At 50.3% G+C, this 14,916-nt stretch carries 10 protein-coding genes; 2 read left to right on the forward strand and 8 right to left on the reverse strand.

The window, feature by feature from the left end; translation table 11 throughout:
• Positions 1–19 precede the first annotated feature (19 nt).
• The 5 genes from EB241_RS01280 to EB241_RS01300 form a co-directional block, all read right to left on the reverse strand.
• Entirely contained in the window at positions 20–682 is a 663-nt protein-coding gene (locus EB241_RS01280) for a DedA family protein (RefSeq protein ID WP_124231424.1), read from the reverse strand.
• A 29-nt stretch (positions 683–711) separates the two neighbouring features.
• On the reverse strand, positions 712–1,512 hold the full coding sequence (gene truA, locus EB241_RS01285; RefSeq protein WP_199737296.1) for a tRNA pseudouridine(38-40) synthase TruA: 801 nt from the start codon (positions 1,510–1,512) through the stop codon (positions 712–714).
• Between the two features lie 14 nt (positions 1,513–1,526).
• Positions 1,527–2,537: an aspartate-semialdehyde dehydrogenase gene (locus tag EB241_RS01290; protein ID WP_124231425.1), complete on the reverse strand. Its 1,011-nt coding sequence runs from the start codon at positions 2,535–2,537 to the stop codon at positions 1,527–1,529.
• A gap of 135 nt (positions 2,538–2,672) precedes the next feature.
• Entirely contained in the window at positions 2,673–3,812 is a 1,140-nt protein-coding gene (gene pdxB / locus EB241_RS01295; RefSeq protein ID WP_267436279.1) for a 4-phosphoerythronate dehydrogenase PdxB, read from the reverse strand.
• 1,014 nt (positions 3,813–4,826) lie between these two features.
• On the reverse strand, positions 4,827–7,943 hold the full coding sequence (locus tag EB241_RS01300) for a hypothetical protein (RefSeq protein ID WP_124231426.1): 3,117 nt from the start codon (positions 7,941–7,943) through the stop codon (positions 4,827–4,829).
• A 754-nt stretch (positions 7,944–8,697) separates the two neighbouring features.
• On the opposite strand from EB241_RS01300, the gene EB241_RS01305 reads away from it, so the two are divergent.
• Complete coding sequence (locus tag EB241_RS01305; RefSeq protein WP_124231427.1) at positions 8,698–8,937, forward strand: hypothetical protein; 240 nt, start codon at positions 8,698–8,700, stop codon at positions 8,935–8,937.
• Between the two features lie 256 nt (positions 8,938–9,193).
• A complete protein-coding gene (gene flk / locus EB241_RS01310; protein ID WP_124231428.1) occupies positions 9,194–10,231 on the forward strand; it encodes a flagella biosynthesis regulator Flk in 1,038 nt (345 codons plus the stop codon).
• A gap of 252 nt (positions 10,232–10,483) precedes the next feature.
• On the opposite strand, the gene EB241_RS01315 is transcribed toward flk, so the two are convergent.
• The 3 genes from EB241_RS01315 to treB all read right to left on the reverse strand — a co-directional run bounded on the left by EB241_RS01315 (position 10,484) and on the right by treB (position 14,912).
• Positions 10,484–11,734, reverse strand: a complete 1,251-nt coding sequence (locus tag EB241_RS01315) for a maltoporin (protein WP_124231665.1) — start codon at positions 11,732–11,734, stop codon at positions 10,484–10,486.
• Between the two features lie 65 nt (positions 11,735–11,799).
• Positions 11,800–13,476, reverse strand: coding sequence for an alpha,alpha-phosphotrehalase (gene treC / locus EB241_RS01320; protein WP_124231429.1), 1,677 nt, complete (start codon positions 13,474–13,476; stop codon positions 11,800–11,802).
• Positions 13,477–13,496: 20 nt separating this feature from the next.
• Positions 13,497–14,912: a PTS trehalose transporter subunit IIBC gene (gene treB / locus EB241_RS01325; RefSeq protein WP_124231430.1), complete on the reverse strand. Its 1,416-nt coding sequence runs from the start codon at positions 14,910–14,912 to the stop codon at positions 13,497–13,499.
• Between the last annotated feature and the right edge of the window lie 4 nt (positions 14,913–14,916).

The raw sequence follows: 14,916 nt of genomic DNA on the forward strand, positions 1-14,916 counted from the left end.
TCGGAAAGTAAACGGGAAATTACTGCGGGTTCTGCCGCCGCGCCGCACGACGATGGCGAACAATTTCAATGATGCCTGGCAGGATGGAAACCAGAATGATCGCCACGATCAGATAGTGAATATTTTTCTGTACCCCTGGCAGATTACCGAAGAAATAACCGGCATAGGAGAACAGAATCACCCAGAGTAGTCCACCCGCCACATTATACGACGCGAAATACCGGTAGGACATTTTGCCCATACCGGCAACAAAAGGTGCAAAGGTGCGAACAATGGGAACAAAGCGGGCCAGGATAATGGTTTTGCCACCGTGGCGTTCATAAAACTGATGGGTTTTATCCAGATAGCGGCGACGGAAAATTTTTGAATTTGGGTTACTGAACAGCTTCTCGCCAAATAACCGGCCAATGGTGTAATTCACCGCATCACCAACAATGGCCGCCACACAGAGTAACATCACCATAAGATGAATATTCAACGCCGTATCAGGAATTGCCGCCAGCGCGCCGGCCACAAACAGCAGAGAGTCGCCCGGTAAAAATGGTGTAACAATCAGCCCTGTTTCGCAGAACAGGATCAGGAACAATATGGCATAAATCCAGACGCCGTACTGCGCAACCATCGCTTGCAAATGGACATCAATGTGCAGAATAAAATCAATAACGGTGTGAATCAGATCCATAGAAATTTCCTTGAGACTCCAGGCCAGGTTTAATCCGCAAGAAACAAAGGTCCCATTGGCGGACGTGGTAAATCAAAATGTTCAGGATAATCCACTGCCACCAGATAGAGCCCTTCAGCCCTGGCGGTGGCGGCGGCCAGCGTGCGGTCTTTCGCCGCCAGCAACTCTGCCATCCAGCTTTCCTGCTGATTTCCACAGCCTATTTCCATCAGACTGCCGACAATATTGCGCACCATGTGGTGGACAAAGGCGTTAGCTTTGATATCCACCACCACGTACGCGCCATATCGGTTGACGTTAAGGTGCATAACATTACGCCACGGCGTGCGCGACTGGCATTGCACGGCACGAAAGGACGTAAAATCGTTTTCACCGATCAGCGCCTGTCCGGCGCGCTGCATTTTTTGCACATCCAGAGGGTGATAAAAGTGCGTCACACCGCCATGCAGGATGGCGGGACGCAGGCGCTGATTATAAATGATATAGCGGTAGCGCCGCGCTGTGGCGCTGAAACGGGCGTGAAACTCACCCGGCACCGTCTTAACCCAGCGCACCGCAATATCATCAGGCAGGTTTGCATTGACGCCCAGCGTCCAGGCAGCATCCTTACGCTGCGAAGTGGTATCAAAATGCACCACCTGCCCGGTGCCGTGTACGCCTGCGTCAGTGCGACCTGCACAAAAAACAGTAACCGGGTGATTCGCCACGTCAGACAGGGCTTTTTCCAGCTTTTCCTGTACGCTTCGCACCTCCTGCTGACGCTGCCAGCCATAGTAACGGCTGCCGTCATATTCAATACCCAGCGCCAGCCTGTTGCCGTGTGGCACCACGGCAGTCTCAGAGATCACCAGAAATACTCCTGCACCAGCTTCTCAGCCGTTTTGACCGCCATCAGCGCGCCACCAAAACGGACATTATCCGCCACCGACCAGAATTGCAGCATCTCCGGCACACCGTAGTCATTACGCAGACAGCCAACGCTGAGTTGCGCATTGCCAGAGGCATCCCCTACCTGCGTCGGGTAATCATTTTCCTCAGACAGGGTGATATCTTCGGCCTGCATCAGCACGTCCCGCGCTTCTTCTGCCGATACCGGACGCAGGTTTTCCATCTGCACAATTTGTGCATTGCCATAGAAAACCGGTGCCTGGACGGTGCTGACTGTGATCGGCAGTCCTTCATCCTGCATCACCTTACGCACCTGATCGACCAGACGGCGCTCCTGCAACACGCTACCTTCAGCATCTGGCAGGAGTGGCAACGTATTGAACGCCAGCTGACGGCCAAAATAGTGCGCCTCCGCAGGCAGGCCATTCAGTAAACGTGCGCTCTCACCGGCCAGTGAATCCACCGCCGCTTTACCGTGTGACGAGGCAGCAATCAGGCTGGTCACCTGCAAACGCCCCAGCCCGGCCTGTTCGACCAGCGGCTTGACGGCACAAAGTAACTGACTGGTCAGACTGTCAGCCACGCAGACCAGGTTACGATTGCGGTAATCCGCCAGCACCTGTGGATTCACATCCGGTACCACCAGCGGTATATCCGGCTCCAGTGCATACAGGTCGCTGGAATCAATCACCAGGCAGCCCGCGCTGGCCGCTTCCTCAGCATAGCGTGAGGAGGCATCGCGTCCGGCGGCAAAAAACGCCAGCTGAACCTGCGACCAGTCGAAATCACTGGCGGCAGTAACCTGTAAGGTCCGACCTTCAAAACGCAGGTTTTCTCCGGCGCTGCGTTCGCTCGCCAGCAGGTACATTTCACCCACCGGGAACTGGCGCTCCGCCAGTAGTTCCAGTACGGCTCCCCCTACTGCGCCTGTCGCGCCCAGTAGCGCAATATTCCAGCCGTCAGACATGTTGGTTTACTCCAGACAATGACATAAAAATATAAGGCGGTGATAACACCGCCCGGAAAATCAGATTATTCACAACACCTTACCGCAACGTCAGGAAGCCTTTAAATATCAAGGTTGGGATCGGGCTGTACCGTTTCAGCACGCACGCTGGAAAACCGCATTAAAACCCAGTTTTATCAGCAGTGTCGCAGCCTGCTGCGAATCACAAATCACCTGTAGCGAAGACCATTCACGACGTTCCTGATAATGCTTACGCAGGCGGTCAAACTCGCCGCTGCGGGCAGCACCTTTTCGTAACGGGGCATCATCGCGGCGCACATCATACACCAGATGTACCAACCTTTTTAACGCTGCCTGCGTAACTTCACCGTGCAAGGTTACGCAGCCAAACTCTGGTGCTGGCAGCAGCGTATCCAGGGCTACCTGTTGTGGCTGCCCCAGGAAGGCGCTCCAGGCTTCAAACACCTGCGTGGTGCCCCGCGCTTTGCCTTCCAGCGTGTATCCGGCAATGTGCGGCGTCGCAATATCCACTTTTTCCAGTAATGGCAGCGATAATTCCGGTTCCGGTTCCCACACATCCAGTATCACGCTCAGATCGCGACCTTGTTGCAATACATTCAGCAACGCCGCGTTGTCCACCACCGGGCCACGGCAGGCGTTGATCAGAATGGTTCCCGGTTTCAGCGCCCGTAACAGCGCTTCGTCTGCCAGATGCAATGTCCGGTACGGCCCCTGCCTGAACAACGGCGTATGAAAAGTCAGAATATCAGCTTCGCGCACCAGCGTGGAGAGCGGCAGAAAATCCTCCTTATCACCGCGATCCGCGCGAGGTGGATCGCAGAGCAAAGTGCGGATCCCCAGTGCCTGCAAACGTGCCTGTAACCGGCGTCCCACATTACCGACACCGACGATACCGACGCTACGATCGTGAAGCTGGAAACCATCGCGTTCGGCCAGAGACAGTAACGCAGACAAGACATACTCCACCACGGCAATTGCGTTACAACCCGGCGCGGCAGAAAAAGCGATGCCCTGCTGTTGCAGCCAGGCCTCATCTATATGGTCGGTCCCGGCGGTGGCTGAGCCGACAAATCTGACAGATTTGCCACGCAGCAGCTCCGCGTTAACCGCAGTAACCGAACGCACCATCAGCCCATCAGCATCATCCAGTTCCGCCTGGGGTACCGGGCGGCCCGGCACGCTGACAACCTTTCCCGTGCGGCTGAACAGTTCGTGAGCATACGGCATGTTTTCATCAACGATAATTTTTAGCACTTTTTTATTTACTCCGGTCAGAACCCGTTTCTGTTACCCACAACGCCCGTTTTGCGGCAGGCTACATTTACTTAAAAATAAAAAAAAACATCAACCGCCCTCTCCATCGTCACCTGAAAAAGGCAAAACATGTCCTTTTCTGCCGTGTCCGAAAAAGTGATTATAATCAAACTTATTAACTGTTAAACACAGCCATCCAGATCGGGTTCCTGCGGATAACACCTTTATGATGGATGTAGTTCGCCTTCAGAATGGAGAAATGTTGTCAGCGTAAACGTGTTGAACCGTATTCTTCTGCAGGTTAATTGCCTTAGCCTCACTCTTATCGTCGGCCAGGGGGAACCACGGTGTTTTGTCAGGGTCTTCGCCACACCACTCTCATCTGTAAAACCTCACAGACAATCGCAGATAGCCGATCTTTACCCGTGGTCAGATCTCTGACAACTGGCAAAGGCTGCTCAGTACCGTAACCGGGTATTTTACGGCAATGGCTATATTTGCAGATACTTCCTGCCCTGTTTGAAAAAAAAAGCAGGATCGCTGCTTATGACAACCAATATATCGCCGTACTGAACCGCTGCTGCCACACTTATGTGAACTGCCAATGTACTTATTTCCTGACGAAATACCGGTGAGTGTCTTTTTCAGATCTACCTGTCGCGGGCGGGGGCACACTGAGCTGTGTTTCCACTGTTACCGGTTAAGTTATCAGGAGCACACTGATATAGCCGTGACTTGATAAATGCATCACTTTATAAATACCGTTGTCACAGACAGATGAAAAAAAGGGTGTGCCCTGTTCCGGCGGAACTATGCAGTGACTGCCTGAGTTGTCATCTTTAATTAGGTGACCATGATACAGAATTATGTAAGGATCTCTGTGTCGGTATGTCGAATGCTTATTTTCTGTTCCGCCGGTTCCCACTTATGGCTATTCAGGAAACAGGGTCCGTCACCCAGAAATGAACCCCATCCACGATGTTCCAACGAGCGGTAAGTCTGCCTCGGCATTTTTTAATCAGAAACAGCATGATCCGTAGGCTCAGCAATATTCATCACGCTTTCCGGTTCACCCGAAAAGCGACCACTGCCTGTTGTCACGATAATATGCGAATTCTCCAGCATGGCAAGATAATCAGGAAGCCGAGCCATTGCATCAACATATTTTTCATTCAACTTCAACGCGCCAGAAGCATCCACCCACTGTTGCCAGCCAGTGAACAGACTGCTCCAGAAGAGGTCTCCCCGAACTCTGTGCAGCGCCCGACTCAAAAACTCATCACGGTATTCTCCTCCTTTTATCAATCCGTATGACAGAACGCCAGATGCCACAACCGTCTTTAATAATTGTGGCGATAATATGGATAGAATCCTGAATGCTGCCTGATAGTTCTCACGCAAACGGTATTCATCTAATTGTTCCGCTGGCCACGAATTGCCCGGTCTGACCTTTTTCATCGCTCTTATCGTTATTTCCTTTCTTACAGGCGTTAACAGTAAATTTATCATTCTGAGTGGAGACGCCACTATATTTTTATAGGGCGACAGCATTGCCATCAGACTGCGATATGCCAAAAGATTGAACACCACGCCATACGTCAGCCGTTTCTCAGCCCACTCAAGCGTATAATCCTTATTGCTTTTCACCCGCGCCAGCTGCTGTTCGGCAGACGGCACCCAGGGAATCCCCCCCTTTTCTGCATCCTTCATTGCCAGCTCCACTCTCAGACGGAACAACTTCCCTTCAGGATCGTCATCCGTGCTGAATTGTTCAGCCAATTGCTCCAGCATCGGTTCTATCGTATTACCCCATTCTTGCGGCGAAGCATCAGGCTTTGCCGCTCTCCATTCATTTTTCATTTTTACCAGCCATTCTCCCGCATCCTTTGCGATCATTCCCTCGACCGGGTTATTGTGCAACCGGGTTCCTGTTCCAGCCTCTACCACATTCTTAATATTGACCTTGATGGAAGTCATCTTACTTTGCAGCATAGTCAATATATCAATCACTTTGCCCTGTTTATTAGCAGGGACCCATTCAGCAAGCCAGGCCACATGATGCAGTGTTTCTGTTGCTTCCATTAACTTCTCTGCCTGCAAATTAAGTTGTTTAGCCAGTGTTGTCCCGGTAATGTTGCCCATGACACACTGAGAAATTGTGATGTCCCTTTTTCTGAGTTGCTGGCCAAGTTCTTCTGTAAAGAGACGCAGATTTTCTGGATCAATTTCTCTGCATTTTTTTGCAGCTTTTTCCACGGCGCTGCGATGCTGATTTTTGATATTTACTTTTTCGCTCAGCACTGCTTCAAGCTCCTCAGATGCTATGCGCAGCTTTTCTGTTTCATTGAGCAATGGAAAAACTGCACAATGCACCGCGTTGAAATGTTCATTTTTCTGCACATCATTAGCATTTACCTCCCTGAAAGCGAGATAGGGTCGGTAACTTTTTACCACCAGTTCGGTTAATCCCTGCCAGCTATTTTGAATTTCGGCATTTAACTTGTGAAGCCACTCATCGCCGTCATACAGTGATATCCCCGTCACCGACTCCAGCCCTTTATTAATAATATCCTGTAGTCTTCCAGCAGTTTTTTTTGCATAATCCAGCTCAGCCGTGGCGACATTTTGAGAAAAATGAGTTTCTCCCTGTTCTGCCCCTTCAAGTAAACTTTCCGCAGCCAAGATAAGTACTTTTGCGTTTTCCTGTATAAAAAGAGAATACGGATCCTGCTTATTCGTAGACGCAAGTGCTTTCACTTCAACATCACTCAGCACCTGTTTTGCCACCGCCTTCGCCGTTTGCACCGTACTAATAAATCGGGTTTTCGGCGTATCTGTAGTGAGCATCATCAGTTCTCTGGAAAGCGCCTCTTCCAGCGTGGTGACGCTCAGATCTCCGCTTACCCCAGCATAACTTGCGTCGTTTATGGCTTCTTTCAGCCGTGAAGCGGCTTGCTGAATCAGCAACGCATTATCCTGTAGCGGCGCAACTCTTTTTTTCATCGCCAGGCATGTCTGTTTATCTTCAAGGGAAAGCCCTAAGAAAGGATCCAGACGATCGCGGGGAAAGAACGTTTTCAGGTTTTTACCCATTCTGTCCAGTTTTATTCTTGCGCTATGCGGAGTATGCTGCACTTTATCCAACATTTTCTTACCGGATTGTAAAAGGACTGTCTTATTCAGGCAACTTCCACGGCCCCTTTCTTTTAACGGTTTAATTATTTTTTTCTTAACGCAATCATTTTCGAGTCTGTTGAGAAAATTATCCAGAATTTTTACCAGATGGCTTACAGTATCGACGAAATCTTTGCCAGCTGACCGGTAATGGGTAGCAATAAACCTCAATGCTGCATCTGCGGTTGTTTTTATTTTACGAATTTCATCCTGAAGTTCTTTTTGTATAGATCCCTGTAGTTCTGCCAGACTGTGATCAAAAAAATACTTTATCTGCTCCTGCTCTGGTTTCGGTAGCCATTGTGATTCCGTTGCCGAAAATATTTTCATTTTTAGTTCCTGACGCCACTTTTCATTCTCTCTGCCGTCAGGTAATCGGGTTAAAACACTTTCGATAAGTTCATCAGCCAGTGCGTTCCTGACAAGAGGATCTTCCGGCAGACTGATTTGCCTCTCCGCCTTTTGCAGTAATACGGGCAGGCCCTCAATGGTAGTCAGCAACCTTCTCACTATATTTTCTTGCTTATTTATTTCATAAACTCTCTTATTCGGCAGGTGCTTCCGGTCTTCTTCTGTCAGAATGGTCGCTGCTAACTTATGAAGCAAAGGGAGCATGGTGTTAATTTTTTCAGTCATCTCAACACAGGAAGGATATTTTAAAAAATTGTTTTTGATGGCAATGTCAAAAGCTTCAGGTATAGCGCTGACATTTACCGGATTGTAACCATAATGATGATATTCTCTATAAAAATCCATTTTTTTATCAAATATAGAACCAGCCTCTTCCTGCAATTTCACATCGCCTTTAAAATTAACAGCCATTTCAGAAAAAGGGCTATTCTCAACAGATTTCAAAGAAGATAGCACAGGCGATTCATTATGAATAAACTGGTCAGCGCCTCCCATCCTCTCGCAGAAAGAAGGCATTTTTTTCTGCAAATCAATTTCAAGAACCATAAAAAACCTTTATATTATATAAATAACTTTAATTACACCACGAATTATCACATCAAAGAAAATACTTGAAACAAAAATGAAAAACGATGTATAGAAAAACCCCCATATATTACCTGATGATATATTTTCAATAAAAAAGCGCTGTTAAATACCCATCCTGACTTAATAAAAAAACCATCTTCAATCCCGAATAAACAGAATGAGAAAACCAGACTACGCAAATGAGCATCATTTACTTTAGATAAAAAAATCTTATCGAAAATATCAGTCATACACACTACAAAAAGACAACACCCCCATCACTTCCGGGCTGCAGCAGGGACACCCTGTTAAACAACATCAATTAATTAGTGTAAAAAAATATTCTACAAAATAAATTAAAGTTAACCATGCAGGGCAATGAAATTTATCAAAAAAACATAATATTAGAAAGAAAAAATTTTAATCATGCAAGAAGGAGAGAAGATTTTTACATTCAGTATTACCCTGTAAATATTCACTACTGGCCGGCATTAACGTTTATTATGCACGTAATTATTCAGCGCGACCTTACCATCACAATATCAATCCCCAAAGCTGGGGTTTTCCCGCAGTTATTCCAGAGAACATAGTGTTTTTTTAATGACGTTAATGGTCAACATCAGCAGGATTCGTAAGGATCGCTTATTTCATTTGCACTTGTTCTCACACAGCAGAAAATAATGTTCTGCCAGTCACCAGCCCGTGTTAATACACTGGCCTGGACTGTCATCATGTGCCCGGCATATATTATCGCTATGAATGGGCGCAAAATGCACCACAAACTTATCCCGGTAGCGGGCTTCACCACATGCTCGCTCCGTGGCAAACTGGCTTGCCTGACACCGATGGCTACTATCATTCAGGGCACAAAAATATCACCATACTGATCACCACACACTACGACATGCCGAAAAATCACCATGTGGTGGAAAGCATGAAACGCGTTTCAGCGCTACCAGTCAGTCTGTTTTAATCGCAAAGAGTCATGCGATAACTCAGGTGGCGACCGGGATAATTTACCACCTGCCCGGAAAGCAGCATGGTGGACTGTTGCCGGTGATATAATGGCAGGCATGAATCATCCACCTCCTCAGCGAATTTTGCAGCACAAAATATTTCCCGCAGTCCGGCACCGCCCTCTACCTATCGCCGGGCGGGATTGTTATCATAGTGCTTCACCCTTTTTCCGGCGCGCCCCGGATGTTGTCCGATGAGTTGAGGATTTTGCCATGCAACCGCTTAGTGGCCCCGGTGCGCCGATTACCGGCGATCGTACATCGGTCGATGTCAGACCCACAACGCTGTCATCCGGTCCGGGAAATCAACCGCTGTCGCCCGCACAGCGCACCACGCTGGAAAGACTGATTGTCAAAATCATCTCCCTCAGTTCGCTGAAATCAGCTGAGCTTTGGGCTGGGGTACATCATGAAGTTGGGGTAAAAAGTGACGCTGGCCTGCTGTCCCAACACTTTCCTGCGGCGGAACAGTTTCTTAACGCCAGGCTTTCGCAGGTGCAGAATACCCACGCCACCCGTCAGCTGTTTCAGCAGTTAACCGATCTACTGCCGCAGGGTAATAACCGCCAGGCTGTCAGTGACTTTATTCGTCAGCAGTTTGGTCATACCGTGCTCAGTTCGCTGGAACCTCAACAGCTACGCCAGGTGCTGACCATGTTGCAGAACGGGCAGATGTCGATCCCGCAGCCGCAGCAGAACCATATTACCGACCGTACACTGTTGCCCGCTGAACACCACACGCTTAATCAGCAGGTGGCAAAACTCGCCGCCGCCACAGGTGAACACCCGGTAAAACTATGGACAGCGGTACTGAAAATGGTCAACCTCCACAGCGGCGACCCTATTCCTTCGCGCGTCTTTCCGCTATTGACCCAGTACCTTCAGGCCAGCCACATGGTGACCCAGCATACTGCGCTAACCTTGCCACAGTTGCTCGCCGCGCTGAAAGTGCCACCGGATCACGCAGAACAGAAGATGCTGGAAGAGGTCAGCGAGCAACGATTCCAACTACAACCCCAGGCGGTGCTTACCCCTGCTCAGGCACAGGATATGATTAACCTGCTGTTTGCCCGACGTGCTGAACGCTTACGTGAGCAGCCGGTAAGCGGCAGCGAGATGGATCCTCACCCGATTACTGTGCCACTTTGGGCTTATGTACCACAGAGCCTGCAACCGTTGGTCAATCGCACGGCAATGACTATTTTCTCAGCGGTGCTGGTCCTGATCTTTCTGCTGTGGATTTTTCTCTGAAAGCCTGTCTTCATTAACCGTTACGGGAAGACGCCGGTTGTCTGCTGGCGGCATGATTTCATGCCTGCGTTAAGATGAAAATGCATCGGGGGGGGGCAATCAGCATCGCTGAACGTCGAAGATACGGTGCCCGGAACGCACCGTGAGGGAGTCAACCTCACCCATTCAGGTCAGGGCGAGGTTTGCAATAAAAGAAGACAATAAACCGCCAGAGCCATTTACGAGTTGTTCAGAAAGCCTCTGCTCTGCGTATCACCACCAGATCTCCATCTGCGCGCCAAACGACACTTCGTCATTTGTACCCCGGCTGAAGGTATGGAGTGCGCTGTCACTGTAAGCCACATTAGCTACATAACCGACATCATCGCTGGTGGCATATCCCCATTTTTCCTGCCATTTGGCATAAGTGGCAAACACCCGTAGCGATGGTCTGGCCCAAACGCTGCTACCCGCCTGCCACTGTTGTGCAAGCGTTACTTTGTACTGGCTGTTGCGTTCGCCGGTGCGTTGGGATTTGACATTGTCGTAGCCAAGCTCCAGCAGGCTACTCATGATCGGCGTCCAGTTATACATCGGGCGGATGCCTGCGGTATACCACGAAGAACCATTTTGATTATCGCGGTCAATATTCTGATACATCATCACATACATCATGCCAAAGCGATCGTTAAAATCAACGGCGCCATGGTCAATAATCCGTAGCATCTTACCATTGTTATCCACAGAACTACCGGTGCTGCGACCATTAATCAACGAGGTCATCGCATCGGTGGCGTACTGCACCACAAACTTGTTTTCACCACCGGCGAGTTTCTGACGATGTATCGCGCTTAGCATCCAGCCATCTTTGCTGGCACCGTCGGCCAGCTGATAGCCTTTCTGTACGGTGGCGCGGCCATAATCCACGCCAAATTCCAGGGTTCCGCCTGAATTGGCCTGTAAATCGGCCAGTCGCAGGTCGAAAACATCATTAATGGTCGGACGCTCATCCCGCTGGCTTTCAAGGAACCCAAGTGAACCGCCTTCTTCACTGTTGCGGGTCACCGCAAACGAAAATTTACCAAAACCAGCGTCCACATTTTCCAGCCCCGCCCCTGGCCCGGAAATATCCCAGTAATTAAAGTCGATCATATAAACGTCATGGCGCTGATAAAAACGTTTACCTGCCCAGATCACCGCGCCGGGCAGCGCATCAATCAGGTTGACGCCCGTTACATTAACTTCACGAAAACCCGGAGAAACCGATTCAAAATCAGATCGCTGTGAAACCGCATAGGCCAGCGTGGTATCGAAATAAAAGCTTTTTTCACCCTCTTTCCACGCCTCATGTCCCAGTTTTAATTCCGCGTAAGTTTCACATTCGTTGCCGGTACGGTATTTACTTCCTGCCCCGGTAGCCTGAAAGCATTGCTGCTCGCCACCACTTCCCGTCCAACCAATGCCGGACCGGGCGTAACCGTGAAAATCGACGGCCATCACCGGCGCCGACAAAAATCCCCCCATTAAAGTACAAAGGATCCATTTACACTGCGGTAAGGTATATTTTTTCATTTTTGACACATCCTGTTTTACAAAATCCGTGCGGTCCATTTATCCAGCCACCACGCCGATTCAAAGGGGCGTAGCCTTGTCGGGAGACCTACCGGTGCATCGGCATAGTTGGCAATCAGTAACTGCGCATCGGCGGAGAGCGTAATTCCCTCAGCCTGTAAATCGATCGGTTCGCGGCCAAGATTAGCCACAACCAGCAGACGCTTTCCTTGCCAGCAGCGCTGGTAGCACCACAGCAACGGGTGTTCCGGTGCCAGATCCTGGTAATCTCCAGAGGTGAGGATGTGAAGTTCTTTGCGCAGTGCAATCAGACGGCGATAGGTATAAAACACGGAGTCAGGGTTGCCTCTGGCGGACGCGGCATTGACCTGCGGGTAGTTGTGCGCGCAATCCAGCCACGGTCTGCCGGAGGTAAAACCCGCGCTGGCAGAGTTGTCCCACTGCATCGGCGAGCGGCTGTTATCACGAGATTTACTGGCAAGGATTGCCCGCACCTCTTCCTCGCTTCGACCTGCTTCACGCAACGCGGCACAGATGTTCAGGCTTTCCACATCACGGTATTGATCGATCCGGGCGTAACCCGGATTGGTCATGCCAATTTCCTCCCCCTGGTAGATATAGGGCGTGCCCTGCATACCATGCAGCACCATCGCCAGCATTTTGGCGGCGGTTTCCCGAAGTTCACCTTCATCGCCGAATCGCGAAACAATGCGAGGTTGGTCATGATTACACCAGAACAGCGCATTCCAGCCACGGCTATGCATACCGCGCTGCCACTGGCTGAAAATCTGTTTCAGTTGCACAAAGTCAGGTGCGGCCAGCGCCCATTTCTCCCCGTTGGGATAATCCACTTTCAGATGATGAAAATTAAAGGTCATCGAGAGTTCACCGCCGTCAGTGGCAGCATATTGCTGGCAGTGATCCAGGGTGGTGGATGACATTTCCCCCACCGTCATCAGTCCACGGGGGCTAAACACATCCCGGTTCATTTCCTGCAACAGTTGGTGAATGCGAGGACCATCGGTGTAGAAGCGGCGGCCATCACCGTGTTCATCATCGACAAAGGCCTGCGGTTTAGACACCAGATTGATCACATCAAGGCGCAGGCCATCCACTCCTTTATCCGCCCAGAAATGGCAAATCTTTTTCAGTGCCTCACGAACGGGTGGATGCTGCCAGTTGAGATCGGCCTGCTCAGGGGCAAAAAGATGCAGATAGTATTGTCCGCTTTGTGCATGCCACTGCCAGGCCGAACCACCAAACTTGGAACGCCAGTTGTTGGGCGGCGTACCTTCGTGTCCCTCATGCCAGAGATAAAACGGGCGATACGGGCTGGCGGGATCCTGAGCGGCACGGAACCAGGGATGCTCAACGGAGGTATGGTTAAACACCATATCCATCACAATGCGGATACCGCGGCGGTGCGCTTCTGCGACCAAACGCTCGAAATCCGCCATCGTGCCGTAGGCCGGGTCAATGGCGTAATAGTCAGCAACGTCATAGCCGTTATCCACCTGAGGTGACAGATAAACCGGCGTCAGCCAGAGCGCTGCTACCCCCAGATCTTCCAGATAATCCAGCCGCTGACAGATACCATTCAGATCGCCATAGCCATTGCCACTGCTGTCCTGAAAACTTTTTGGATAAACTTGGTAAATAACCCCGTTCATCCACCAGGGAAAAGTTTCTTTCATTGTAAACATTCCTTTATGTTTTATTCCACAATATCCATACGGCGGCATTTATGGCGGTAAACCAGCGCGGTCAGCCCCAAAGGCACCACCACTGCCACCAACATCGCCAACGCATAAACTGGCCAGAACGACGGCTGGATTGACAAAATACCCGGTAAGCCACCAACGCCAATGCCATTTGCCAGCACCCCGCTCAGACCGCAAATCAGGGCAGCACAGGCCGATCCCACCATGGCGCACAGCATCGGGAAACGGTATTTCATGTTGATGCCATACATCGCCGGTTCGGTTACGCCGAGATAAGCTGAAATGGCTGCCGGTACCGACACTTCCCGCTCATTTGCCTTGCGGCTGACAATGATGATTGCCAACACAGCTGAAGCCTGAGCAATATTGGAAAGCGCGATTAATGGCCACAGTGGAGTGCCACCATTGCTGTGGATCATCTGCATATCGATAGCCAGCGTGGTCTGATGCACGCCGGTGATAACCAGTGGCGCATAGAGGAAGCCAAACAGGGTGGCACCAATCGGAGCCAGGCTACCGGTCATAAAGGCTTTCACCACCCAGGCGACGCCATCACCAATCATCCTGCCGAAAGGTCCAATCAGCAGATGTGCCAACAGCACGGATAACAGCAGAGAGACCACCGGCACGATCACCAGATAAAGCGAGTCTGGCGTTATCTTCTTTAAACGAACTTCGAGCCAGCCCAGCAACATTCCGGCCATAATGGAGGGGATAACCTGTGCCTGATAACCCACTTTTTCAATGCTGAACCAGCCAAAATCCCAGACTTCTGGCAGCTGCTGTCCCAGCAGATAGGAGTTCATCAGCTGAGGTGAAACCAGGGTGACGCCAAGTACAATCCCCAGCACCGGCGTTCCGCCCATTTTTTTCACCGTGGACCAGCAGACTGCCACCGGCAAAAACATGAAGATGGCCTCACCCGGCAGCCATAAAAAGTCATACAGCGCTTTCCAGGTCGGCGAGGATTGCGCCAGCGTCTGCCCTCCTGAAAACTGAATATCTCCTATGATGTTGCGAAAACCGAGGATCAGCCCGCCACTGATCAGTGCGGGCAACAGAGGAAAGAAAATTTCTGCGAAATGTGAGATGGCCCGCTCAGACCATTTCATATTTTGTCGGGCAGCCGCTTTGACCTGATCTTTGTCGGCACCGCCCTGACCCAAGGTATCGATTAACACCTTGTAATAGTCGCTAACGTTGGTGCCAATGATGACCTGAAACTGACCGGCGTTGGTAAAACAGCCTTTTACCATCGGCAGAGATTCCAGCTGCTGCGTATCGGCGAGGGTTGTGTCGTTCAGTACAAAACGCAAACGGGTAATACAGTGGCTGACGGTAGCAACGTTCTCTTTACCACCAATCAACTCGATCAGTTTGTGAATATCTGATGGGTTTACTTTACTCATGAGT

This window comes from Erwinia psidii (assembly GCF_003846135.1).
GTDB classification, from domain to species: domain Bacteria; phylum Pseudomonadota; class Gammaproteobacteria; order Enterobacterales; family Enterobacteriaceae; genus Erwinia; species Erwinia psidii.

What these genes read in the sequence shown, in the direction of transcription:
- flk (WP_124231428.1), top strand. Translation starts at nt 9,194, where the DNA reads ATGCAACCGCTTAGTGGCCCCGGTGCGCCGATTACCGGCGATCGTACA.
- EB241_RS01280 (WP_124231424.1), bottom strand. Translation starts at nt 682, where the DNA reads ATGGATCTGATTCACACCGTTATTGATTTTATTCTGCACATTGATGTC.
- treB (WP_124231430.1), bottom strand. Translation starts at nt 14,912, where the DNA reads ATGAGTAAAGTAAACCCATCAGATATTCACAAACTGATCGAGTTGATT.
- EB241_RS01315 (WP_124231665.1), bottom strand. Translation starts at nt 11,734, where the DNA reads ATGGGGGGATTTTTGTCGGCGCCGGTGATGGCCGTCGATTTTCACGGT.
- treC (WP_124231429.1), bottom strand. Translation starts at nt 13,476, where the DNA reads ATGAAAGAAACTTTTCCCTGGTGGATGAACGGGGTTATTTACCAAGTT.
- EB241_RS01290 (WP_124231425.1), bottom strand. Translation starts at nt 2,537, where the DNA reads ATGTCTGACGGCTGGAATATTGCGCTACTGGGCGCGACAGGCGCAGTA.
- EB241_RS01300 (WP_124231426.1), bottom strand. Translation starts at nt 7,943, where the DNA reads ATGGTTCTTGAAATTGATTTGCAGAAAAAAATGCCTTCTTTCTGCGAG.